This window comes from Pseudoalteromonas sp. NH0006-26 (assembly GCF_057552415.1).
Map to the genome: position 1 here is coordinate 448,566 of NZ_BAAJMJ010000001.1, position 25,729 is coordinate 474,294.

Sequence of the window (25,729 nt, forward strand, 5' to 3'; positions counted from 1 at the left end):
GTATTGAGTCTTATAAAGGATAAAATAATGGCATCAATTAAACTTAACACGATTACGCTATCTGCAATTACCAGTGGTTTACTACTCAGTACACTAGCACCGCAAGTGCAAGCACATGGTTATATGGACAGCCCTAAAGCGCGCCAAGCAATTTGTCAGATTGATGGCGGGTACTGGTGGCCTGAAGACGGTACAAATATTCCTAACCTTGCGTGTCGAGCCGCTTATTTAGAGTCGGGCACGGTACAGTTTGTACAAGCGATTGAATTTTCGGTTAATACACCTGACTATTTAAATCAAACTGCAGTTGAGGCCAGTGTACCAAACGGCACTTTATGTGCTGGTGGCGATACAGCCAAACGAGGTATGGATTTACCATCACCACATTGGCAACGCAGTGATGTAATGCCTAACTCTAATGGTGATATACAAATCCGTTATTTAGCTGCAACACCACATAATCCCAGCTTTTGGCAGTTTTATTTAACTAAGCCAACTTTTAATACCGCTACAGATATATTGACCTGGCAAGACTTAGAGCTAGTTCAAGAGCATCAAAATGTTGAAGTAGTAAAAGACACCGATGGTGAACGTTATTATCAAATGAGTGTGGCTATTCCACAAGGGCGCAACGGCGATGCAATTTTGTATAGCCGCTGGCAACGAAACGATGTCGTGGGAGAAGGATTTTATAACTGTAGTGACATTAACATTGTAAACGACGCTGCACCAACCGATCCTAATGCGTGGGCAAGCCTTGGTTACTTTGTACGCCAAGGGCAAAATGCCATTGCTGGTGACACTGTATGGGCTCGTTTATTTGACGAAACAGGTCAAGAGGTGATTAATCAACAGCTTAAAATTAATGCTGACAATCAAGCAAATTGGCAACAAGCATTGGCTGAACAGCTTAACCTTGATTACGCGCATTTAGTGCAAATTGGGGTGCAAAACCAAGCGGGCGACATTACGTTTGATGCAACCGACGTACTGATAAACCAAGTGTATAGCAGCGATGCAAATTATACCTATGCCTTGAGTGTGCAAGGTGCGCCAACAAACACCGCACCCATTGTACACACCCCAGATAACCTAGTAGTTGATGAAAACACCACAACAGCAATTCATCTGCATGCCTTTGATGATGAGCAAAGTGAGCTAACTTACAGCTGGACAGTACCTACACCGCTAAGCTTTACAGGCTCTGGTGCCAACATCAACTTAACCACTGCAGAGGTATCAGCAAACACCGATTACACCATTGCAGTATCTGTATCGGATGGTCAATTAAGTACCCAAACCAGTTTTAGTGTCACGGTTAACGATGTACCTGTGGTCGATCCGGTTGACCCTGTTGATCCAACAGTACCTGAATGGGACAGCACTCAGATCTATCAAGCAAACGATAAAGCCCGTTTTGCTAACGTGATTTACACCGCTAAATGGTGGAACAAAGGCCAACAACCAGATACCTCAGCGGCATGGGAATCAGCCTCGAAAGCTGACACAGCAGCCACTTGGAATACCAGCAAAGCCTACCAAGCTGGCGCAGAAGTAACGTATCAAGGACAGCGCTATCGCGCTAAATGGTGGACTCAGGGCGATACGCCAGGGCAAGCCAATGTATGGACCAAACTTTAATAAAGCCTAAGTTTTGCAGTTCAAACTTATTAAATAATTACATAAATAATGGATAAGAGAGACCTATGAATATCAAACAACTGAGCGCAGCCATCGGTGTTGCTTTATTTGCAAGCACAGCATCTGCTGCACCGTCTACACCAAGCATTAATTGGGAACCACAGCAATATTCGTTTGTTGAGGTAGATCTTGAGGGAAACGGCTCTTATAAGCAGCTAGTTACCCGTGTTGAACAAGTTAATATCAACATTCAGTGGAGTGCATGGAGTGGTGATGGTGGCGATAGCTACAAAGTCTATTTTGATGACATGCTAGTCAATGAGGGCACGCTTGCTGCTGGTTCTAAAAGTGGCACTATCACATTCCCTTATGATAAAGCGGGCCGCCATACAATGTATGTTGAGCTATGTGAAGGTGGCACGACCTGTGCTCGCAGTGCAGGCAAACCAATTGTAATTGCTGACACCGACGGCGGACACCTAACACCATTACCCATGGATGTTGACCCAAATAACCGCGACATTGGTATCAAACAAGGTTTAGTTACAGGCGCTTACTTTGTGGAGTGGGGAATTTATGGCCGTGATTATGATGTAACGAATATGCCAGCACAAAATCTGAGCCATATTTTGTATGGCTTTATTCCAATTTGTGGTGAAAACGCATCGTTATCGGGTGGTCCTAAACGTGCACTTGAAACCGCTTGTGCCGGCTCTGCAGATTACGAAGTGGTTATTCACGACCCTTGGGCCGCAGTACAAAAAGCGCTGCCAGGGGTTGATGCAAAAGACCCTATCCGTGGTACTTACTCTCAGCTAATGGCGCTTAAACAGCGTTACCCAGATATTAAAATTTTACCATCTATAGGTGGTTGGACGTTATCAGACCCATTCGGTGGCTTTACCAATAAAGCTAACCGCGACACCTTTGTTGCCTCAATGGAGGAGTTTTTAAGAACATGGAAATTCTACGATGGTGTAGATATTGACTGGGAATTCCCAGGTGGTGACGGCCCCAATCCTGATATTGGCGATCCAATCAACGATGGCCCAGCCTATGTGGCGCTAATGCAAGAGCTTCGCGCTATGCTTGATAAACTTGAAGCAGAAACGGGCCGTACTTATGAGTTAACCTCAGCCATTGGTGCAGGTTACGATAAAATTGAAGATGTAGACTACCAAGCCGCAAGCCAATACATGGATTATATTTTTGCCATGACCTATGACTTTTATGGCGCATGGAGTAACGTAACCGGTCACCAAACAGCACTTTACTGTGGTGAGCACATGAGTGTTGGTCAATGTAATGGTACCGGGCTTGATGAAAATGGCGAACCTCGTAAAGGCCCTGCTTATACCACGGATAATGCAGTGCAGCTGTTACTTGCGCAAAATGTACCATCGAAAAAAATCGTCGTGGGCACAGCTATGTATGGCCGTGGTTGGGAAGGTGTTTACCCGCAAAATGCAGCAATTGATGGTAATCCAATGACCGCCCCTGGTAATGGCCCGTTAAAAGGCTCTACGGCACAAGGCGTATGGGAAGATGGTGTTATTGATTACAAAGGCGTTAAAGCAAATATGATTGGTGCGGCGGGCACCGGTATTAATGGTTTTGAAGTGGGTTATGATGAGCAAGCGCAAGCCGCTTATGTATGGAATCGTTCAACCGGTAAACTAATTACTTATGATAGCCGTAAGTCAGTACTGGCTAAGGGCGCGTATGTTAATCAGTATAATTTAGGTGGTTTATTTGCATGGGAAATAGATGCTGATAATGGTGATATTCTAAATGCTATGCATGATGGTTTAGGAGGAGTAGTTGCTCCGCCAACAAATAAAAAGCCAGTTGTTTCAGTATCTGCATCTATATCTGTTAATTCAGGTGAGAGTATTGCAGTAACAGCTTCTGCAACCGATGCCGATAACGATCCACTTAGCTTTAGCTGGAGTGCTGATAACGCACTTGTAGTATCTGGACAAAATAGCGCATCATTAGTCATTACAGCGCCAACAGTCACTGCAGATACACAGTATGTGGCAACCGTTGCGGTATCAGATGGTGAGGCAACCGTTAATCGTGATGTTGTTGTTAATGTTATTGCGCCAACATCAGGTGGTGAAAACACAGCTCCTAGCGTTGATGCTATCGCTAATATCAGCGTTGAAGAAGGCGCATCAACATCAGTTGCTGTTGTGGCAAGCGATGCTCAAAACGATGCATTTACATATACGTGGACAGTACCAGCTGGTTTAACGTTAGTGGGTAGCGGCGCAAATATAAGTCTTGAGGCCGGCGCAGTTGATGCAGATACAGATTTCACAGTGTCTGTTGCAGTTAGTGATGGTGCATTAACCACAACGCAAAGCTTTAGCGTAACAGTTACAAACGTTGATACTACAACTGAGCCTACAGGAAGCTGGGATGCGCGTGTTGCATACGTTGGTGGTGATGTCGTTACTTATAATGGCGTAGAATATAAAGCCAAGTGGTGGACTCAAGGCGAACGTCCTGATTTAGGTGGTGCATGGGAAGCAACAACACAACCTACAGATGATACGGGCGTGGTAGTGTGGCAGCCATCGGCAATTTATAACAGTGGTGATGAAGTTTCTTATCAAGGTAATAAATATCAAGCTAAATGGTGGACTCAAGGGAACGAGCCTGGTTCAACCGATGTATGGTTAGCACTTTAATGTGAACCTGATTATTGGTTTTACAAAACCATGTTAATTAACAAAGCAGCTTTCGAGCTGCTTTTTTTGTTAACGGCTATTACGAGAAATTAAAATAACGCTTTAGAGCTAATTATTAAGCCGTTTACATCAGCATATACCCAATCACCGGTATTAATTGTGGTGTTTAACATATTAACCGGGTGATCTTTAGCACCTAAACCGCGCTTAGTGGTGCAGCGTGGTGTTGCGCCTAGCGCCATTACAGGTAAATCAAGTGTGGCAAGAATTTCAATATCGCGACAGCAACCATTAATAACTATGCCGTGCCAGCCATTTTTTAGTGCGCGCTCTGCAATCATATCGCCAATAAAGGCAAAACGTTTACTGGCAAAACCATCAACAATCAATACTTTTCCCTCACCGTTTTCATGCAGTATGTTACCAGCAAACGAGTTATCGTCAGGGCAGGTGACGGTCACTACTTGACCATAAAAGTGAGTTTTATTACCAAAGTGCTGCAAGCCACTATCAGCCACTTGCACATGGTCGCGATGTTCATCGTATAAATCGGGCGTAGTAAACGGTGTCATTGAGGGCATCCTTGTTTTTTGGCAAAGCCATGTAGGGCAAAGACCGTAAGTTTTAAAGTAGTAATAATGTTTATCGTAGGCTAATTAACAACTCAGGTGTAGCTAATGTTGTAGATTAGCGTATAGATTTTAGTCGCAATATAAGCATTTTTAGTGTTTTTTAATCCTGTTTTTATGAGTAACGAATGCTGTTATCTAGTTTTACCTTTTCGAATGAATTTGATTTGGTGAGCGCATTAGCCAAACGTCTCATTGTTGGCTACTTTTTCATATGCTACGTTCAATTGTTATTTTAAAAAGTGGGGCGGCAAAATAGCGCTCTATAAACACATACAAAAAGAGAAGCGTGCTTTATGATCATCTTTTTTATCTGCCTGACTATTTTAATATTAGGCTATAAGTTTTATAGCCCGTTTGTTGCAAAACAAGCGGGTTTAGATTCAACCGTAGACACACCGCAAAAGCGCTTTAGCGAAGGTGTTGACTACGTTGCTATTCACCCTGTTCGTGCATTTTTAATTCAGTTTTTGAATATTGCAGGAGTAGGCCCCATATTTGGCCCTATTTTGGGCGCATTGTATGGCCCCGTAGCATTAGTGTGGATTGTACTGGGTAACGTTTTAGGCGGTGCAGTACATGACTTCTTTTCTGGCGTTATGAGCATTAAAGAAGATGGTAAAAGTTTACCTGAAATTGCAGGCCATTATTACAACGTTGTATTTAAAGGCTTTATGCTTATATTTACCGCTATGTTGTTATTTTTTGTTGGCGTCGTATTTATTATGAGCCCTGCGGGCTTATTGAGTAACTTAGATGCATTTGAAGGCACCATTTTTGCTAGCAATACATTTTGGGTTCTGGCTATTTTAGCGTATTACTTTTTAGCCACGTTATTACCAATCGATAAAATCATCACTAAGTTTTACCCTATTTTTGGTTTGTTAATGATTGTAATGACAGTAGCTATTGCGGTATCACTGTTAATTAATGCACCTCATTTACCTGTGGCTGGCGACTTTTTAGCATACTTTGAGGCCGATCATGCTCACGACTTTTTAGCACCCAATCCTGATGGACTGCCCACTTGGCCGTTGCTATTTATAACCATTACCTGTGGTGCTATTAGTGGTTTTCACTCTACGCAAGCACCTATTATTGCCCGTTGTTTAACTAACGAAAAATATGTACGCCCAGTTTATTACGGCGCGATGATGTGTGAAGGTATTGTCGGTTGTGTTTGGGCACTTGCTGGTATTGCAGCCTTCCCAGAAGGGTACGCGGGTTTAAAATCGATGCTTGATTTAGGCGGTCCTGGCTTAGTGGTTAACCATATTGCAAATAGCTACTTAGGTGTATTTGGCGGTATCATGGCTATTATTGCTGTTGCTGTTTTCCCTATTACTTCAGGTGATACGGCGTTCCGCTCACTGCGCTTAACGGTGGTTGATGCGTTTAGTATTCCGCAAAGTTTACGCAATCGTTTGTTGTTAGCACTGCCAATTCTAACTATTGCTTACTTTATGACTAAGCTCGACTTCTCTGTTATTTGGCGTTATTTTGCGTTTTCAAATATGTTGCTTTCTACTAGTGTGTTGTGGCTTGCTACCAAGTACTTATTTGACCGTGGTACATTCCACTGGATCACGAGTATACCCGCCGTGATCGCAACCGCAGTGACCTTATCTTACATTATGACTGCGGCAATTGGGTTAAACTTATCAAGTGACTTAGGTAAGCCTATTGGAGTAGTAGTGGCGGTTATAGGCTTTATTGTATTAGCCTTTGTGCATTCAAAACATAAAGTGCGTCCAGCTTAAAACCACATAGCTACTAATGTAAAAAGCGAGCTTTATTTAAGCTCGCTTTTTTTATATAAGCATTTAAAAAGTGGCTTGTTCGAAGTAGCTAATATCATCTAGGGTTTTACTAATAATCATCGCACCCTCTAATAAGCTCACTGTTTGTATTGCCGCGCGAGCAGGGTTTTCTTCACCATTCGCAGCGTGTGCTTGGGTTAACCACGCTAGATTTTTATTAAAAAACCGCTGAACTTCAACCCGCACTTTATCAGGGAGACTGTCGCTTTCTGCGCCGAGCAAGCCACATAAGCACATTTTTTTGTCTATCACGAGTGCATTTCTAAATAACTGAGTATAAATATCAATAGGATTTTTACCATTGGCTTTTAGGGCGTCAGGATCGCCAAGTACCAACATAAAAGCGTTGGTGTATTGATGCGCAAGCTCTGCACCTAAATCAGCTTTGGTTGGAAAGTGATAATGTACACTGGCACTTTTTATACCTATTTCAGTAGCAAGTTCTCTAAAGCTAAAGTTGCTATATCCACCCAGTCGCACTTTATTTTCTGCGGCTTGTAGCAGGGCTGCTTTTTTACTCATTTTGATATTTCCTTGCTGTTATCTGAAAAAATTATCAACCAGTAGGTAGTTATTTTCAAGCTCTTTTATTTTTAGTTTGCAAACACTAAGCGCTTGCTATAAATTACCTATCAGTAGGTAGGCTTGATTTGCTTATATTAACTTAAAATATAAGAGATAATTATGAAAATTTATGACGTAGAAAATTTCCCTAACCCATTACGGGTTCGTATTGCACTTGCTGAAAAAAATGCGACTGATAAAGTAGAGTTTGTTGCTGTTGATTTATTAAATGGGGAGCACCGCAGTGAGGCTTTCTTGGCAAAGAATCCGTTGGCAGGTGTACCTGTACTAGAGCTTGATGATGGTACTTTTATTGCCGAGTGCACTGCAATTACACAATACATTGATACCGCTTTTGCAGGCCCTTCATTAACTGGTGTTGAGGCAAAAGAACGCGCGGTAATTAATATGATGCAAAAACGTGCTGAGTCGATGGTACTTGATGCAATTGCCACTTACTTTCATCATGCTACTGATGGATTAGGACCTGAACTTGAAACCTATCAAAATGTTGCATGGGGTGAAAAGCAAGCTGAAAAAGCACAGCAAGGCTTGGTTTATTTTAATAGCGTATTAGCAAATTCAACTTATGTGGCAGGTGAACAATTTAGTGTTGCAGATATTACCTTATACGCAGGACTTGTGTTTGCAGGCTTTGCACAAATTGCTATTCCTACTGAACTCACGCACTTAATTGCATGGCAACAAAAGGTCGCTCAGCGTCCAAGTATTGCTGCTAAAAATTAATAATTTGGAGCCAACTATGAAAATTGCTGCCGACTTTAGTCAACGTGTCGTAGTACATAGCAAGTCACTTGAATGGATAGCTTCGCCCATGCCGGGTGTTGATAGACGTCCACTTGACAGAGTGGGCGACGAAGTTGCTCGTGCCACTAGTATTGTACGCTATGCGCCAAACAGCCACTTTAGCCCACATACTCATACTGGGGGCGAGGAGTTTTTAGTGCTCGATGGGGTATTTCAAGATGAGCATGGCGATTTCCCAGAAGGTGCCTATATTCGTAATCCTCCGCAATCAAAACATACCCCAGGCTCAAAAGACGGTTGCATTATATTTGTAAAACTGTGGCAGTTTCAGCCAGAAGATCGCCAGCACGTTCGTATTCTCACACAGCATATGCAAGGGCAGAAAAATCCCGAATTTAATGACCTAAATGCCATTTTGTTATATCAAGATGTATATGAAACAGTGAGTATTGTGCAGTTTAAAGCTAATCAATCTTTAACGCTCACGGTAAGTGGTGGCGCTGAGTTGTTGGTTTTGGATGGCACTTTACAAGAGCATAACGACACACTTGAAAAACACAGTTGGCTTAGAGTGCCTGTTAATAGTGAAATTAACGCCACAGCGGGTAACAATGGCGCAAGAGTATGGATAAAGACCGGCTATTTAAATGATGTAGAAAACCAAGTTAATCGATTAAAGAAACATAAATAGCTCAAAGGATAAGTCAGCATTAACTGGCTGTTTTTTGATCTGCTTCATGTGATGATTTTTAACTGTTGTCTATAATTAAGGCTATTTTCATTCAAGGGTTGAGTTATGGTTAATTTAACACATGGTTTATCGATTGGTATTGAGCGCTCAGGCAGCGAGTTTTTTTTAACCTTAAAAGCTATAGGTACACTCACTCACAAAGATTATGAGGTGATCACGCCGATGATTGACTCTGCGCTTGGCGAAGTTAAACATCCTATTGTTAATGTACTCATAGATGGTACTGAGCTTGATGGCTGGGAACTTAGAGCTGCATGGGATGATTTAAAACTTGGCTTAAAACATAACAAAGAGTTTAAAAAAATAGCGATTTACGGCAATAAAGAGTGGCAATCAACCATAGCTAAGTTAGGCAGTTGGTTTATGTCGGGTGAAATACAATACTTTGAAAATGCCACTACCGCTTTAGAATGGCTAAAAACCAGTAATTTAGACGCTTAGTAAAAAAAGGCCAACAGAGGCCTTTTTTGTAAGTACCTTAGTTTATTTTGACAGTGTTTGCTGCGTGGGTAGCGCAGGAAAAGCGCCTTTAGCTAAACATGCTTTTGAGCCACAGCGAAGACCAAAGTGAAGCGCTTTTTTTACTATTGACTCATCATTTAGCTTATCAGTAAGTGGCACTGCATTATCGCTGTGGTTTAAGTAGTACAGTACGCCAGCAATAAAAGCATCACCGGCGCTGGTGGTATCTACAGCGGTAATTGTTGGAGCTGCTTCACTGAGGGTAAAAGCGTTATGGTAAGCAGTCGCTGGTGCTGGACCATCGGTTAAAAACACCAGCGTGACGCCTAAATCAAGCAGGGATTTTAAGTAGATATCAGCTGATTGTTGGCGTTGCGTTGCTAAAAAGTTTAACTCATCACGTGAGAGCTTAACAATATCGCAATATGCGAAACACGCCTGAACGCTTTGCTCAATCTCATTGCTACTTTGCCATAAGCTGTAGCGTAAATTCACATCAAAGCTGACGAGTTTGTGGTTGTTTTTAGCCAGCTTTAAAGCGTACTCAGTGGTTTGTGCAATTGCCGAATTAGTAAGGGTGTTTGAACAAAAGTGTAGGGTACTCAATTCATCCCAATTAATACGATTTAAATGCTCACTCGTTAACAGTAAATCGGCTGTTTGATGACGATAAAAGTTAAAGCTGCGTTCGCCGCTTTCATCTAAGCTGACAATAACCATAGCCGTTTGCGCGCCTTCTATGGTAAATAAATACTCAGTACCTACGTTATATTGCTCAAGCGCATTAGTTAATTGTTTAGCAAAATAGTCATCTCCCATACCGCCACAAAACGCAGCATTGCCGCCGAGTTTTGCGTAACCTACTGCCACATTAGCTGGAGCACCTCCTGCAATGGGTAAATAAGCACTGTTTTGAGAGTCTTGAGGCAGCATATCAATAAGCAGCTCACCAAGGCTAAGTAATTTGGTCATAGTGTAAATCCTAAAAAACCTAGCATGGCTAGGTCACAATTCGAGGGAGAATTATTAAAACTAATTAGTGTAACAATCGCTGAACAAACAAAGCTTCAGCAATTGTTACACTAAAAATGGTTAGTTAAACGCGTATTTAAACGTCAATGACGTTGTACGGCCATTAATAGCACGTGCGCGTATGATGTTGTTATCAGGTATTGAGCCTTCTTCTGCTTCAGTAATACCTACTGTATCGAATAGGTTATTTACGTTTAGTGCAATATTAAGGTTTTCTGATAAATCGTAGCTTACAAAGCCATTTACTTGAGTGTAACCATCAAATTTAAGATCGTTATTATCTTGAGCATAGGCATCAGTAGTACCAATAAAGCTAAGGCCTGCAGAGCCTTTTTCATAAGTGTAACGTGCCATTAATGAGTAAATTAAATCAGCTTGGCGACGAGGCGTATTACCAACCACTTCAGGGGTAAGTGCATCTTTTGCAATTTCAGCGTCTGTCCACGTTAAATTACCACGAAAATCCCATGCATCAATAAAGTAGGTTGATTCAACCTCAATCCCTTTTGCTTCATATTCGCGGTCGAAAAAGGTTTGTGATGTCGCTTCAAAGTTTTGCTCTTCAGTTTGTGCATAAAATGCCGTGGCAAAAACTGACAGTGAATCAAAGCGCTTTTTAATACCAAACTCATACTGGTTTACTTCATCAACAGCATCTTCATCGGCTACTGAGCCATTAGCGCGAACTTTACCAAATAAAAGTCGGTCAGCATTAGCGCGACCGCCTTTACTCAATCGAGCAAACGTTGCAAGGCTTGAGTCAATTTGGTAATTGGCACCAATTGAATAGGATGCATAATCCCAGTCGTAATTAACAGGGTTGGCATTAGCAAGATCAATACCTGCAACATTTTGTTCAGGAACAGAAATCACACCGTCGCGATTCATATCAACGGTTGAGGTAACCGCGCCTGCATAGTTACCACGCGCTTCACCGCTGTCATAACGAGCACTAGCATCAATACTTACGTCACCCACTTTAGTTGAAAATGCAACATAGGGTGCACGAGTGTCATATTCTGTGTCGTAATCACGTTGACAACAGTTACCCCAAAAAGGCGTGCCATAAGCGTATAAGCCATTTTCAGAGAATTCAGTCCCATCGGCTGCTGTTACATTTAATAGCGCAGCGTTATCACCTTTAAGCTCCATTAGGTAGGAATTCCATAACCACGACATGGCAATATTTTGGGTTGACGCATAATAGCCAAAAGTAACGCTAGTATCATCGCTTAGCGATTTAGTCAGTTTGAAGTCATTAACAATTAAGTCAAAGTCGTTCATGGTTACATCAAACGTGTGAATGCGCATGGCTAAATCATCGTTAAATGCAGCACCTGTGGTCGCATTACTAAGCGTTGCACCCACACCACCAATACTTTGCGCTATAGCTGATGCATTGCCAACTTCAGCGGGGATCAATGAATTAAAATTACCGCTTACAGATGATTTACGAAAACGGTTTTCAATACGCCAATCGTTGTCTAAATCAAATACAGCCTCAAAACCAATTGAGTCAACTTGCGGATTCATACCATCGCGAATATCGCCATTGCTTATTTGATTTTCGCCGTTTAAGCGCACTGTTTTAGTAAATAATGCCGAATGTGGGGTATCTGATTGTGCGTCAAACCCAGGGATTGAGTCACCATTTGCATACATTGGCATAGGTAAGTAACCCACACTTTTATCATCTAAATGTTTGTAATAAAGGCGCACGTAACCATTTTCAAAATCTTTGGTTAGATTGGCTTTAATTTGCCCACCTTTATTTGAGGTATAGCCTGTTTCGCGCGGGCCTTCACCTTGACGCACAAAACCACCAACATGAAAGCGTACAGTGTCATTTAAATATGTGCCATATTCAAAGTCAGTTCGAATAGTATCGTAATCTAGACCAAGTGTAGTTGATACGCTGCCCGATTCGTTTTCGCCATTTTTTGAAATGAAATTAATTATGCCACCCGGTGCATTACTGGCTGCGGTAGAGGCTGAACCACCGCGAATAGATTCAATGGTTTGCACTGTATTATCTAAGCGCATAAAAATATCAGCATTACCAAATGCAATGTCGCCATATTGTAAAACAGGCAAGCCATCCTCTTGGAGCTGTAAAAATTTAGCACCACCAGAGGCAACCGGTAAACCACGTACTGCAATGTTGGCGTTACCTTCACCGCCGGTTGATTCTGAACGAACCCCGGGAATAATTCTAAATGCCTCAGCGGTAGAGCGAGGCGTAGACACCTCAACTTGCTCAAGCGACACACTGCTCACAGAAGAACTTGACGCCATTATCGTTGTGCGGCGGGGTACACCGGTAACAACAATTGTTTCTAGTCCTTTGTTGGCTTGCGCTTGTGTATTTTGCTCTTGTTGTTGTGCATTAACGCCTTGGCTAACGGCGAGCGCTAAAGCACTGATCAAATATAAAGGTGTGTTGTGTGTTGTCATGTGAACGCCTCGTTTTAAACCCGAAGGAAAGTTGTTATTTTTACTTAATCGATTAAGTAAAAATAACAAAGTTTTTACAATAAGCAAATTATTTTGTTAATTATTTGCTGTTTTTTTATTCAGACATTGATTTTTAAAATGTTTTTATAGCATTAAAGTTGTTTATTTACTCAGCGACTAAGTTACTTTGCTCTAATGCAGTTGCTGATGGGTCACGGAAGTAATTAAATAACATAGCCAAAAATAATATGACTGCAAAACCCGTGGCTAAATAAAACCCGTAGCGCACGTGTCCAAAGTAATCACTGATCATACCCATAAATAAAGGTGCTAAAGCGGCTGACAGTGCAGTAAAAAATAATATAACACCGGCTACTGCGCCGTGTTGATGAACAGGAAAACACGATATTCCTTTAGAATTTAAAGTAGGGTAGACCATCGACATAAATAAACCTGAAAGAGGTAATAAAGCTACTGCCCAGTCAACGCCGCCATAAAGAGTGCCAACGTAACACAGCGCAATGCCAAAGCTTAAGTAAGCCATGACCCCTTGCCAGCTAAACCTATTAAGTAACCATACCGCAATAAAACGCCCTGCAGCACGCAACACAAAAAAGATTGTTAGTGCGTAAGTGGCCAGCAGCGGCCATGAGCCGGTGTAATCTTTTAGTAGGGTAGGCATCCACACGTATATAGCGACTTCGGTGGCAACATATAAAGCAATTGCAAGTGAAAAACCTAGTGCATAAGGGTTTTTAACCATTCTCATTGTCGTTTTTAGTGAGGCTGGTTTGCCTGTACTTTTTACCACCGCAGGGTAATCGGCACGCCAAGCAAGCAATGCCAAAATTAAACACATAATGCCAGCAATAATATAAAGGTAAGTCCAACTTACATTTTGAACCAGCAGCACGCCAACTAAAGCAGGGCCAACAATAGCACCAATGCCAAAAAAGCCTTCTACTTTATTCATGGTTTTGGTGTGTTCTTCGTTGCTATTAGAAATATCGCCTAAAAGCGCCAGTGCACCGGTTTTAAATAAACCAATGGCAAGGCCAATACAGCACAGTAAAAAAACAAAAAATATAAAGCTGCTACTAATCGCAAACAAAAAACAACTTGCAGAGAATATTAATAATCCAAGCATAATCGTTTTTTTACGGCCAAGGCTATCGGCTAAAAAGCCTAGAAATAATCCACTTATTGCAATCATGGCCATAGGCGCATAATGAAACGCACTGGCTTGGGTCATGCTTAAACCAAAATCGCTTATGAGTTCGGGAATAATCATGCCAACGGCGTCAGAGGTCATGGCAAACATAAAAAACATCATGTATGTGAGCCAACGAATTTGTTGCAACGGATCGCTGCTTACGTGTGTGTGTGATTTTGTCATTTGCTTTTCCTCGTTAAATGCTTGGTAACACACATTAAGTTGTCAGTAACTTATTGTAGTATTAATCGAGCCACGATATTTGTATGTAAAATATTTAAAAATTACTTGTAAATTCTTACTTGCTAGTTAAAGATATATCTTAATCGATTAAGTTTCAACTTGGTAATCACACATGATGAAGAATAAAGTTCAATTGATCACATACGCTGATCGAATCACCGGTAAAGATATAAACGCATTAACAGCACTTCTAAAGGGTCCACTTAAAGACGTTTTTGCAGGAGTACACTTATTACCATTTTATAACCCAATAGATGGTAGCGATGCAGGTTTTGACCCAATTGATCATAGTGAAGTTGATGCCCGAATAGGAACTTGGTCAGATATTCAAGCACTTGGAAAAGATCATGATTTAATGGCCGACTTAATAGTAAACCATGTATCGGCGCAATCGTTTCAATTTCAAGATGTGCTTGCCAAAGGCAAAGGGTCTGAATTTTGGGATTTATTTTTAACTAAAGAAGATGTATTCCCTAATGGCATGAGCGACCAAGAACAACAAGCCATTTACCGTCCGCGTCCTGGAAGCTGTTTTACACCAATGAAATGCGGTGATGGTCAAACGTATGATTTTTGGACTACCTTTACCGACAATCAAATTGATATAAACGTAAAAGTAGAAGCTGGTATTGCTTATTTAAATAACGTACTTACTAAATTTTCTGCTAACAACGTAAACATTATTCGTTTAGATGCAGCGGGTTACGCCATTAAGCAAGCAGGTACAAACTGTTTTATGCTGGATGAAACCTTTGCGTATTTAGATAAACTCTCAAAGCAGGCAAATGATTTAGGCATGGAGACCATTGCTGAAATTCATAGCCATTATCAAACTCAAGTTGCCGTAGCTAAGCGCGTAAACATGGTGTACGACTTTGCCCTGCCTCCGCTTATTTTACATAGCTTATTTAATAATGACGTAGACGCACTGCTTAAATGGTTACAAATTTCACCGCGTAACTGTTTAACTGTACTAGACACCCATGATGGCATTGGCATTATTGATGCGGGTCCAATGGGCGATAAGCCAGGGCTGTTAAACGCATCTCAAATAGATAACCTAGTAGAAACCATGCATGCCAATAGCAATAACCAGAGCCGTAAAGCAACAGGTGCTGCTGCAAGTAACGTCGACCTATATCAAGTTAATTGTACGTATTACGATGCACTGGGCGCAAATGATTTTGATTACTTGTTATCTCGCGCCATTCAATTTTTTGCACCGGGTGTACCACAAGTGTATTACGGTGGTTTATTTGCTTGCAAAAATGATATGGAGCTTTTGGCGAGCACGAACGTTGGTCGTGATATTAATCGCCCTTATTTAGATGCCGCTAAAATAGATGAAGCGCTAAATAAGCCGGTTGTAAAAGGGTTAATAGCGTTAATTAATATACGTAATGAGCATCCTGCATTTGCTGGTGAATTTACTGCTCAAGGTGGCGGGAGTGTATGTTGTTTAATGTGGAAGCTTGAGCAACAATCAATTTCTCTAAGCGTTGACTTTGCTAGCCGTACTGCACTTATTACGCAGGTTAATGGCGCTCAAGAAGACACTTTAAACTTACAAAGCTTATTAGTTTAAATAGCTTTATTTGTTGAAAAGCAAAAAGCCAAGCAATTTAAGCTTGGCTTTTTTATCTGCGTTACTAACAGCGCTCAGCTACTTGCACCAATATTTAGTGTATAACCTACTTCGTGTTGTTTTTCTTCTTTAGAAATAAATAAGTTTGCGGCTATAACGCCCTTTTCTTGGCTATTTTGATGAATCGTTGTAAGGCGAGGCACAAAACGGGCGGCTTCTTCTATGCCATCAAATCCAACAATACGTAATTGTTCTGGTATTTTTATGTCTTGTTCTATGGCTTCTCGCATGGTGGCGAGTGCTATTAAATCACTCATACATATAATCACATCAGGACGTGGAGAGGCGTTTAATACTTCTTTTGCGGCTATGCTGGCAAAGCGTTCGCTACTTTCAGGAATATTCCAAATGCGGTCGTCGGCTACCGTTACATTCGCTTCATTTAACGCACGCTGATAACCCCGTAAGCGTTGGTGAGAAATAGATTGACCCGTTTCAAACTCATGATGTTCGTATACTCGGCACAATACATTTTCATCGAGTAATCTCAAGCCTAATATTGCCACATTATCAGTTTTACTGTGCAGAACATGTTTGGCTATTTCGTAACTGGCTTGTTCGTTGTTTATATTAATTGAGGCGTTGCGGGCAATATCAAAATCCACAGTGACCACATGTTTTTGTACCGTTTTTAGTTGCTCTACTAGTGCTTTATTGCGCGGGCGTCCATAACAAATAAAGCCATCAACAAAATCAACAACATTATTAAGGTTGTCGCTATTGCCTGAAAACAATAAAACATTAATGTTATTTTTTTCAAGCACTGAGGTTACACCACGCATAAAGCTACTCGCGACAGGGTCTGATACCATATATTCCACGCTATCTGGCAGCACTAAAGCAACAATATTAAATGTGCCACTTCGCAAAGATTGCGCTGCTTTATTAGGGCCATAATAACCGAGCTCTTTACAAGCTTTAAGTATGGCTTCGCGGCGTTTAGCAGAGAGTTGATCTGGGCGATTAAACGCATTTGATACCGTAGCATTAGACACACCTAATTCTTTGGCAATACTCTTTAATGTCCAGCGGGTGGGTTTACTCATCGGCGACTCTTAACTACTTAGCAGGGAATTAGTAAATTAACATATTAGGCTGTTTAATATAACAAAAACTGTTGTGTTGCGTTAATGTCGACACGCTTTAGGGGCAATACCAAAGGTTTGCTTAAACAAGCGGCTAAAATGGCTGGCGCTATTAAAACCAAGGTCATAGCACACTTTACTTATAGCTTGGCCTTCTAATAAAAGCGTACGGGCTTTTTTAAGCCTAAGCTGTTGCTGCCAAAGCGCAGGGCTCGTACCAAAAGCAAGTTTAAATTGCTGGTAAAACTTACTACGGCTCATACAGGTTATTTTGCACAAGGTGTCTATGTCGAGTGAGTCATTTAAATGCTCTTCGATATAATGCAGTGCATCACTCACGTTACTTTTTAGGCGCAGTTTATCGCAGTTTGCCAGTAATAAATCACGGCTTTGTTGTTGCAGTAAACGGGTGACCAACTCGTTTAACGATAAATCAATTAAGTAGTGCCGCTCAGCGCCTTGCTCACTAAATAAATGTACCATGCGCTCTAATAACTGCTGTGTTTGCGTATTATGTTGGGTGTGCACTAAATTAGGGCTGTATTCAAACAAGGTATCACTAGCAAAGTTTTGCTGCATATTAAGTGCATTAGCCACATTGGTTATTTTATCTGTGCTAATTTCAATCGCTAAACAGGTGGTAGGTGAGTTGATAGTTGCCTGTGGAAAATCAATCAGCACCCCTTGCTCAGGCGCTAACACAAACGATTCGTGGGGCAAAAACGCTTTATGATACTGACTACTCTCAACATGCATAATTTTTTTGCCACTGAGCATGGCACAAAACAGTAATTCGTTTGAATGCAGCGCCACTTTTTGCGCGCTTTTATAAGTATCGTAAATACTCAGTTCGGAGTTATCGGCAGCAAAGCTCACTTTGTTTTCAATAAGCACATCAAGTTGTTGGCGTTTTTTATTTAACTGCGACGAATACATAATCAGCCTTTTTAATGATTAAATCGTTTGGACTCACAGGCAATTTTTTTGGACTGCTAATCAAGTTTTTAAGCGCTTAATAGTCTAATGTCAATCAATACCGATTAAATATAAAGCAACTTGCTACATTACTCTAACAAGTTGCTGATATTTCGGCTTAGACTTTTAGCTAACAACAACAAGAGAACACACATATGATTTACGCAAATCCAGGCTCAGCAGATGCACTCATCACATTTAAACAGCAGTATGGTAACTATATTGGCGGCGAATGGGTTGAACCCGTTAATGGCCAATACTTTGAGAATATTAGCCCTGTAAATGGCAAAGTGTTTTGTAAAATTCCTCGCTCTGATAAAGACGATATTAATTTAGCACTTGATAAAGCGCATGCCGTAAAAACGCAGTGGGGCACCACCTCAGTTACCGAGCGTAGCAATATTTTATTAAAAATTGCCGATCGCATTGAACAAAACCTAGAGCTACTCGCAGTGGCCGAAACATGGGATAACGGTAAAGCAATTCGCGAAACCCTCGCGGCGGATATTCCACTTGCTGCGGATCACTTTCGTTACTTTGCCGGTTGCTTGCGTGCTCAAGAGGGCAGCATTGGTGAGATAGACGAAACCACGGTGGCGTATCATTTTCATGAGCCATTAGGGGTTGTAGGGCAAATCATTCCGTGGAACTTTCCAATTTTAATGGCTGCATGGAAACTAGCGCCTGCACTTGCAGCAGGTAACTGTGTGGTACTTAAACCTGCTGAGCAAACACCCGCATCAATATTAGTGTTAATGGAAATTATTGGTGATTTACTGCCCGGCGGCGTGCTAAACGTAGTAAATGGCTTTGGTAAAGAAGCTGGCGAAGCACTGGCAACCAATACGCGTATAGCTAAAATTGCCTTTACAGGCTCAACCCCTGTGGGCTCACATATTTTAAAATGTGCAGCCGATAACATTATTCCTTCAACGGTAGAGCTTGGCGGGAAATCACCTAATATCTTCTTTAGCGATGTTATGGAAAAAGACGACTCGTACCTAGATAAAGCAATTGAGGGCGCCATTCTTGCCTACTTTAACCAAGGTGAAGTATGTACTTGTCCATCACGCTTGTTCATTCAAGAAGATATTTATGAGCAATTTATAGAACGTATTTTACAACGTACTAAGCAAATTAAACGCGGTAACCCGCTAGACAGCGAAACCATGGTAGGCGCGCAAGCCTCTAAAGCACAGTTTGATAAGATTTTAAGTTACATTGATATTGGCAAACAAGAGGGTGCTGAAGTACTTAGTGGTGGCCATGTTGAGCAACTTAGCGATGAGCTAAATGGTGGCTATTACATTCAACCTACTTTATTAAAAGGCACTAACGATATGCGCGTGTTCCAAGAAGAAATTTTTGGCCCCGTTATTTCAATGTCGACCTTTAAAGATGAAGCCGAAGCACTCGAATTGGCTAACAGCTCTGAATTTGGTTTAGGCGCAGGGGTATGGAGCCGTAATATGAACCGCGCTTATCACTTTGGTCGCAAAATAGAAGCCGGCCGTGTATGGACCAACTGTTACCATATGTACCCAGCACACGCTGCGTTTGGCGGTTATAAAAAGTCTGGTATAGGTCGCGAAACGCACAAACTCGCGCTCGATCATTACCAACAAACTAAAAACTTATTAGTAAGTTACAGCGAAGATCCCCTTGGCTTCTTTTAATAACGCGTTTTAGTTTAAACAAACAACCTATAAGTAATGAAAGCGCTGCGTTATTGCAGCGCTTTGTTTATAGAAATTTAATTTAGAAATTTGTCGACTCTAATGTCCTTATCGATTGTACCAAGATGAAAACTCAGTTACTGTTCCTGTTATAGTTACTTTTTATTATCTTTCTGCTATGGCTAAAGCGTTTATTCTAACTCATTATTTGGGCTTATAAATCAAGGAAGGCTCATGAATATAAACCACACTAAATTCCGTTTTATTTTACTAAAAGGTGTTCTAGGCTGGGGAGTTCCTACAGCTTTTTTATTTCAATTAATTATGTACTTTACAGGTGAGCAAGATTTTTTTGATGGAATCATTTCATCTTTAATAATATTTCCTTTAGTAGGCATATTATTTGGATACTTTTTGTGGCATTCGAAATATAAAAAAGAGCGAAATAACTGAGATAACAACCTTAATCACTTGGTTTGTTGAAATTTTTTAGCTGTGATAACAAGAAGGTTTGAGTGAAAATTTGTGAAACCCAAAGGTTGCTTATTCGGCCATTTTCAATTGATGATGTGCCGGCATTAAGTAAAATTCTTAGTGACGATGAGGTGATGAGATACTCAATTCGTGGTGTGTGCGATGAAGCTGCAACTGGTGAGTTTATAAAGTGGTGTATACAATGTTACGATTCATATGGTTTGGGGCCATGGGCATTAATAGATAAAAGCAGCGATTTATTGATTGGATTTTGTGGTATTTCCCCACAAAGTATCGCGGGTAACGAAGAGCCTAATTTAGGATATCGATTAGCGGTCGATTTTTGGAATAAAGGCTTAGCCTGCGAAGCGGCTAAAGGTGTTTTAAAGTATGTGTTTACGCAAACTACTCATCAATCCGTCGTTGTTATTATTGAACCTGAGCATATTGCGTCATTAAAAGTAGCAAAGAAAATTGGCTTTACAGACTACAGTAATCATGAATTTCACGGTCGTGCCGTACAGTTATACCGATTAACTAAGGCGCAGTGGAGTAACTCATTTTTTTAAATAATGCTATGTAGGTAGTAAAGCTCAAAATAGTTAACGTTTACTTGTCAAAAAGGAAATTTTTAATGCATATAGATTCTCATCTAGTACAACTTGAAAAAAACAACCGAAAGTTATTTAGTGGATTTCATTATTTGGGACTTACGTTAGCGATGGCTGTAATTGTTTTATTGTTAATGTTTTATTTCAGCCCATTGATAGGGCTTGCTTGCTCAGGTTTTGCTGCTTTCTTTTTAAACTTTTTCTATTCACAGTATACCTTTAGAAAACTCAACGCCCGCATAACACTACTGCAAACCAAAATTGAACAAACCTCTAAGTAAGCTGTTGCTCTAAATTTAAAGCCAGTTCATTTTAAATCTTGCTCATTGCTAGCTGCTTTTAATGTTGCTAAGTTACTGCTGTAAAAATAATTTGCTAATACCTATTTGATTTAATGTATTTTTAGTTCTACCAAATGAGTTTACAGTAATTATATAGCCTAATTTAAAATGGATTTTCATGAACATAAAAACAAAAATAGTTAGCCGTACTTTATTGAGCGCTTTATTGATTACGCCTACCTTGAGCATGGCCAAATTATCGGCTTCTCCTCAAACCCCAGAGCAATGGCGCATTGTTACTGAGCGTGATATTGAAGCTGCTTACAGCATATCGGCAAAAAATCACCCTGGCATGTTTGATGTTAACAACCCAGCCTTTCCTGAGCTATTAAAGCAAGCAAAAGCAGAAGCATTTGCACTGTCTGCTAAAGCGAGCGGGCCACAGGTTCATGTTGCGGCAATAGCGCGTTTTAGTACTGTGCTACAAGATGGTCATGCTGGTGTGTTTTCACGTGTTGAACGACCTGCTCGTCGCTGGCCTGGTTTTCGTGCAGTTTGGCGGGGTGATGCACTAAAAGTGTATTACAGTGAAACAGATAATATAAATAAAGGCGACGTGATAACTGGCTGCGATGGGCAAAGTACAGAGACGTTAATGCGACAAAGAGTGTTTAAGTTTCATGGACAGGTTACACAGCCTGGGCATTGGTGGCAGCAAGGTTGGCGGTTACTTGTTGATGAGGGCAACCCATTTTTAACACCTCTAAAAGAATGTCAATTTGTTAAAGCCAATGGACAACCCTACAGTAAAACCCTTGATTGGTCTGTTCAGCCACAGAGTGTAACTAAGCATTTAACACTTGCCTATAATGGGGATGAGCTTGCAACCGACTTAACATGGCCTGCGCAAAACATAGCGTGGATTGCTATGCCTAGTTTTGCAAATAACGATAAGCAAACTAAGGATTACAATAACCTGTATAAAAAAGTGACTGTTCAACGTTCTAAGTTACTCAGTGCAAAAACGGTGGTTTTAGATCTTCGTCATAACCAAGGTGGCTCGTCGTATTGGAGCTTAACGCTTGCAAAAGCGTTGTGGGGTGAGCAGGTTGTTGAACAAAAAATGGATAGCTACTCACAAAATAGCCGGGTTTGGTGGAGAGCGTCAAAAGACAATACTAACTATGTAAAATCGTTAATTGACGTGGTAAAAGATCAACCTGAAGTTCATGAATTGATTAAAGAAATAGCAGCAGGTATGGCGCAGTCACTTGAAAACAATAAGCCATTTTACATCGAAGAAAAGCAAAGTAAATCAAACCTAAGCGAAAGTACGGTACCAGTGAGTGACTTTAAAACACAGGTTCTTGTTATTGTACCGCCACAGTGTGCAAGTGCGTGTCTTGATGCCATTGATGTATTTAAGCAATTTACAAATACTCAGTTATTTGGCGCGCCAAGTAGTGCTGACTCATTGTATATGGATGTTCGATTAGCCGAGTTACCCTCAGGGTTAGGTAAAGTGATCATCCCTAACAAAGTATATGTGAATAGAGCAAGAGGAAAGGGCGATTACTACAAACCCAACATTGCCTATAACGATATTGATTGGACAACCGACAAGTTATTAGAAAAAGTTAAACATTTATGAAAAAAGCCGCTCAATGAGCGGCTTTGACTTTTCAATTATAGGGGTTAATCAAAAACTGTGTTTAGGCAAGGTATTAATTGCCCATAGAGTATCTAACGCCAAAGGCATAACGAGGGCCGTATTGAGCCGCGCTTAAGAACTGACTTTCGAAGCGGCTAAATGAACGCTCGGTTTCGTTAGTTAAGTTCACACCTTCAAAAAATACCGTTGTGCTTTCGTTAACTTCGTAGTTAACACTAATATCCCACTGCAAGTACTCTTCAGCATATTGTGGCGGAGCTGTTGCACCAGAATCTGGTAAGCCTTGTGCAATTAGGTACTCATCACGCCATGCACCGGTAATTTTCACCGATAGGCCATCTTTTTCATAGAAGCCTTGTAGGTTTGCAGAGTCACTTAAACCAGCTAATACTGCTTGAGAGGCAAGGTAATAGTTATCGTACTCTACATCGCCATCAACAACGGTGGCATTAAAGCCCGCACCAAAGCCCGAGTCGCCAAACAAGTGTTGAACAGCAAACTCCATTCCGTTTACTTTACGTGAACCCACGTTCTCAGGTGAATTGATGGTCCATTCAATCAGCGGATCGGTTGCTGGGTCTGGTAAGATACGGTTGTTTTCACCAATGCCTACGCCGTTAGCTACAATTTCATTGTAAATTGCAGTGTCAGTTGCTTGATCTCCACGACCTTCAATGGCGGCTACTGCGTTGTTCCAACGCTGGCCTAAATACACATCATGCAGCCCGTCAAAAGTAGTTTTTACAGTAGTATTATCTATCCAGTCATCTACATCTTTCCAAAATAAGCCAACTGCAGCATAACTACCTTCGCTGTAGTAATACTCAAAGCTTAAATCTAGATTAGTTGATTTAAATGGTTTTAGATTCGGATTACCACGGCTACCGCTTCGTGAGTTTAATTTAGGTGATGGCGTTAAAGCCAAGTTACCTAGCATATCACCCAGTGTTGGTCTGGTGATTGTTTGACCCCATGATGCGCGGGTTACTAAGTCATCAGTAAGATCAACCTTAATATCAATCATAGGTAATAGTAAGTCGTACTCACCTTCATATTCAACTTCAACTAATTCACCACCAGCGGCAAATTGAGTTAACCATTCTGCACCGCCAGCCCAATAAACTTGTTCAGCTACCCGGCTTTTAGCTGGGCTGACGATATCAGTTTCTTCATAACGAAGACCTAAATTAACAAAAACTTCGTAGTCGCTAACGTCAAATACCCAGTTGCTAGAGAGATACACACTAATGGTTTCTTCTTCAACTTCGTTAGTTGGGAAGCGGTCAAAGCTACCAATGCGATAATAATCACTGCCAATAACATCTTCGGTTAAATAAGCACTTTGACGAGCAAATGCTTCATCAAGGTCATAAGTATAAGCATAACCTGGCGCTACGCCGTTAGGACCAAATGAAAATTCGTCAAGGAATCCACTTAAATCAACACGCTCAAACATAGAATCTGGAAAAATTTCAGCGAATGTACCGTTGTTAAAGCCAGGTGCATTGGCATTATTAGAACCACCCCAGCCACTAAGTGTTTGTTTGGTATAAGCTGCGCCAAATTTTACAGTTTCAAGGCCAATATCTGTGTAAGTAAATAATTTACCATCTAATTGAACTTGAGATACTTCTGACTCACCCGGCGTTCGAGTGAAAATGCTAAAGTTAGAGCCAATTTGATTAGGATTCACTTCTTGGGTGCCGTTATTCCAATTTATATTGAAACCCGGCACATCGCCTTCGCGGAAAAAGTATTCTTTAGTCGAGAGATCGGCTGAGCCTAGAATAATGCGGGCATTAGAGTTTAAGCCTGGATCTTTACCGTTATCTGTAGTGGTTTTTGAAGTATGCGCATCAAAATTAAAACTTAGGTTTTCTGTTGCTAACCACTCAACATTAATACCGGTTGCTTTTGAGTCTACTTCTGAGGTTTCACGAAATGCCGTGAATGACGCGTCATCACCAGCTGAGTTGTAATAAATAGCGGTGCCGTTTTCATCTAGCTCATAGGCATTACCATTACCGCCAAATGAGCCGTTCCAAATACCCCACGATAATGAGTTATTACCTGTAGTGGCTTGTGAAATAGTATGATCAAGAGTGAAAGTTAAATCATCGGTCGGGGCAAATTGGAAGGTAGCTTGAGCATTTAAACGCTCGCGCTGAATATCGTCTTTTGCAAAGCTAACTTCTTGTGGGAAGAAGGCTGCTGATATGTATTCGCCTGAAATAGGTTCGAAAAACTGTTTCGCTGGGTTGCCATCAGCATCCATTGGACGGTTATCTATGATGTTTTCAGCATCCACTGATAAATCAGGATTGACTAACCAAGAGCGAACATTTGCAGCTTGGCGCTGAAAATCACGACGGTGGTATGAAAAGTTTGCTGAAAAACCAAACATTTCGTCTGCGAAAGTATTACTGTAAATACCTGCTATTTCAGGAGTAACTTTATCACCTTCTTCTACTGAGGTGTCGTGTATGCCTTTTGCCATTACAGAAAAACGTTGACCCGGCTTTTGCAGCGGTTTAGCAGTAACAATATTAACCGTTGCGCCTAAACCACCCGTAGGGGTGTCGGCACGGGCTGTTTTCATAACTTCGAGTGAACTTACGCCTTCAGATGATAAGTTCTCAAAATTAAATGAACGTGTAAAGCCAGTGCCCGCCATTTGACGGCCGTTAAGTGTTACAAGGTTAAATGATGGGCCAAAACCACGTACGGTAATTTGGCTACCTTCACCGTTTGAACGACTCACCGATACACCGGTTATACGTTGTAGCGATTCAGCTAAGTTAGTATCTGGAAATTTACCCATTTCTTCAGCAGAAATGGCATCGACCACGCCTGATGCGTCACGTTTTACATCCATTGAACGAATGAGTGAGCCACGAATACCTTTTACTTCAATAACTTCTAGTTCAGGTTCGGCAGTATTTTCTTGCGCAGCGTAAGCGAAGTTAAATGTGCTTGCAGCGATGATAAGTGACACAGAAGCCGCTAGTGGGCTTTTTTTAAACTTATTTGTGTTCAT

20 protein-coding genes are annotated in these 25,729 nt (G+C 41.1%); 12 read left to right on the forward strand and 8 right to left on the reverse strand.

Annotation, left to right across the window (positions count from 1 at the left end; all coding sequences use genetic code 11):
* The first annotated feature begins 27 nt into the window (after nucleotides 1-27).
* A complete protein-coding gene (locus tag AC27JR_RS01850) occupies nucleotides 28-1,641 on the forward strand; it encodes a lytic polysaccharide monooxygenase (protein WP_487172593.1) in 1,614 nt (537 codons plus the stop codon).
* 65 nt (nucleotides 1,642-1,706) lie between these two features.
* Entirely contained in the window at nucleotides 1,707-4,337 is a 2,631-nt protein-coding gene (locus AC27JR_RS01855) for a glycosyl hydrolase family 18 protein (protein ID WP_487172594.1), read from the forward strand.
* Nucleotides 4,338-4,426: 89 nt separating this feature from the next.
* Here the strand turns inward: AC27JR_RS01855 and AC27JR_RS01860 are convergent, their stop codons facing one another.
* Nucleotides 4,427-4,909: a putative 4-hydroxy-4-methyl-2-oxoglutarate aldolase gene (locus AC27JR_RS01860; RefSeq protein WP_418609656.1), complete on the reverse strand. Its 483-nt coding sequence runs from the start codon at nucleotides 4,907-4,909 to the stop codon at nucleotides 4,427-4,429.
* A 353-nt stretch (nucleotides 4,910-5,262) separates the two neighbouring features.
* Between AC27JR_RS01860 and AC27JR_RS01865 the strand changes: the two genes are divergently transcribed.
* Nucleotides 5,263-6,726 (forward strand): carbon starvation CstA family protein, encoded by a 1,464-nt coding sequence (locus AC27JR_RS01865; protein ID WP_008468677.1) that lies wholly within the window; start codon nucleotides 5,263-5,265, stop codon nucleotides 6,724-6,726.
* 63 nt (nucleotides 6,727-6,789) lie between these two features.
* Here the strand turns inward: AC27JR_RS01865 and AC27JR_RS01870 are convergent, their stop codons facing one another.
* Nucleotides 6,790-7,308, reverse strand: coding sequence for a TetR/AcrR family transcriptional regulator (locus AC27JR_RS01870; RefSeq protein WP_008108918.1), 519 nt, complete (start codon nucleotides 7,306-7,308; stop codon nucleotides 6,790-6,792).
* Nucleotides 7,309-7,470: 162 nt separating this feature from the next.
* Here AC27JR_RS01870 and AC27JR_RS01875 point away from each other — a divergent pair, with 162 nt between their 5' ends.
* From AC27JR_RS01875 to AC27JR_RS01885, 3 genes are all read left to right on the forward strand, one after another.
* Nucleotides 7,471-8,097: a glutathione S-transferase family protein gene (locus tag AC27JR_RS01875; RefSeq protein ID WP_008108917.1), complete on the forward strand. Its 627-nt coding sequence runs from the start codon at nucleotides 7,471-7,473 to the stop codon at nucleotides 8,095-8,097.
* Between the two features lie 16 nt (nucleotides 8,098-8,113).
* On the forward strand, nucleotides 8,114-8,809 hold the full coding sequence (locus tag AC27JR_RS01880; RefSeq protein ID WP_487172595.1) for a cupin domain-containing protein: 696 nt from the start codon (nucleotides 8,114-8,116) through the stop codon (nucleotides 8,807-8,809).
* A 105-nt stretch (nucleotides 8,810-8,914) separates the two neighbouring features.
* On the forward strand, nucleotides 8,915-9,310 hold the full coding sequence (locus AC27JR_RS01885) for a SpoIIAA family protein (protein ID WP_487172596.1): 396 nt from the start codon (nucleotides 8,915-8,917) through the stop codon (nucleotides 9,308-9,310).
* 42 nt (nucleotides 9,311-9,352) lie between these two features.
* On the opposite strand, the gene AC27JR_RS01890 is transcribed toward AC27JR_RS01885, so the two are convergent.
* The 3 genes from AC27JR_RS01890 to AC27JR_RS01900 all read right to left on the reverse strand — a co-directional run bounded on the left by AC27JR_RS01890 (nucleotide 9,353) and on the right by AC27JR_RS01900 (nucleotide 14,213).
* Nucleotides 9,353-10,303, reverse strand: a complete 951-nt coding sequence (locus AC27JR_RS01890; RefSeq protein ID WP_487172597.1) for a carbohydrate kinase family protein — start codon at nucleotides 10,301-10,303, stop codon at nucleotides 9,353-9,355.
* 120 nt (nucleotides 10,304-10,423) lie between these two features.
* Complete coding sequence (locus tag AC27JR_RS01895; RefSeq protein WP_487172598.1) at nucleotides 10,424-12,817, reverse strand: TonB-dependent receptor; 2,394 nt, start codon at nucleotides 12,815-12,817, stop codon at nucleotides 10,424-10,426.
* 166 nt (nucleotides 12,818-12,983) lie between these two features.
* Nucleotides 12,984-14,213 (reverse strand): MFS transporter, encoded by a 1,230-nt coding sequence (locus AC27JR_RS01900; RefSeq protein WP_487172599.1) that lies wholly within the window; start codon nucleotides 14,211-14,213, stop codon nucleotides 12,984-12,986.
* Between the two features lie 172 nt (nucleotides 14,214-14,385).
* Between AC27JR_RS01900 and gtfA the strand changes: the two genes are divergently transcribed.
* On the forward strand, nucleotides 14,386-15,858 hold the full coding sequence (gene gtfA / locus AC27JR_RS01905) for a sucrose phosphorylase (protein WP_076918723.1): 1,473 nt from the start codon (nucleotides 14,386-14,388) through the stop codon (nucleotides 15,856-15,858).
* A gap of 74 nt (nucleotides 15,859-15,932) precedes the next feature.
* On the opposite strand, the gene AC27JR_RS01910 is transcribed toward gtfA, so the two are convergent.
* Together AC27JR_RS01910 and AC27JR_RS01915 are read right to left on the reverse strand one after the other, a co-directional pair.
* Complete coding sequence (locus AC27JR_RS01910) at nucleotides 15,933-16,964, reverse strand: LacI family DNA-binding transcriptional regulator (RefSeq protein WP_131692208.1); 1,032 nt, start codon at nucleotides 16,962-16,964, stop codon at nucleotides 15,933-15,935.
* Between the two features lie 81 nt (nucleotides 16,965-17,045).
* Nucleotides 17,046-17,939 carry an AraC family transcriptional regulator gene (locus AC27JR_RS01915; RefSeq protein WP_131692207.1) on the reverse strand — a complete coding sequence of 298 codons (894 nt, stop codon included), beginning with the start codon at nucleotides 17,937-17,939 and terminating at the stop codon, nucleotides 17,046-17,048.
* 194 nt (nucleotides 17,940-18,133) lie between these two features.
* On the opposite strand from AC27JR_RS01915, the gene exaC reads away from it, so the two are divergent.
* From exaC to AC27JR_RS01940, 5 genes are all read left to right on the forward strand, one after another.
* A complete protein-coding gene (gene exaC, locus AC27JR_RS01920; RefSeq protein WP_008108901.1) occupies nucleotides 18,134-19,654 on the forward strand; it encodes an acetaldehyde dehydrogenase ExaC in 1,521 nt (506 codons plus the stop codon).
* A gap of 234 nt (nucleotides 19,655-19,888) precedes the next feature.
* Complete coding sequence (locus AC27JR_RS01925; protein ID WP_131692206.1) at nucleotides 19,889-20,107, forward strand: hypothetical protein; 219 nt, start codon at nucleotides 19,889-19,891, stop codon at nucleotides 20,105-20,107.
* Nucleotides 20,108-20,169: 62 nt separating this feature from the next.
* Nucleotides 20,170-20,697 carry a GNAT family N-acetyltransferase gene (locus AC27JR_RS01930; RefSeq protein ID WP_131692205.1) on the forward strand — a complete coding sequence of 176 codons (528 nt, stop codon included), beginning with the start codon at nucleotides 20,170-20,172 and terminating at the stop codon, nucleotides 20,695-20,697.
* Nucleotides 20,698-20,762: 65 nt separating this feature from the next.
* Nucleotides 20,763-21,020, forward strand: coding sequence for a hypothetical protein (locus tag AC27JR_RS01935; RefSeq protein ID WP_131692204.1), 258 nt, complete (start codon nucleotides 20,763-20,765; stop codon nucleotides 21,018-21,020).
* A 178-nt stretch (nucleotides 21,021-21,198) separates the two neighbouring features.
* On the forward strand, nucleotides 21,199-22,671 hold the full coding sequence (locus tag AC27JR_RS01940; protein ID WP_487172600.1) for a S41 family peptidase: 1,473 nt from the start codon (nucleotides 21,199-21,201) through the stop codon (nucleotides 22,669-22,671).
* Nucleotides 22,672-22,744: 73 nt separating this feature from the next.
* Here the strand turns inward: AC27JR_RS01940 and AC27JR_RS01945 are convergent, their stop codons facing one another.
* Nucleotides 22,745-25,729, reverse strand: a complete 2,985-nt coding sequence (locus AC27JR_RS01945) for a TonB-dependent receptor (protein WP_487172601.1) — start codon at nucleotides 25,727-25,729, stop codon at nucleotides 22,745-22,747.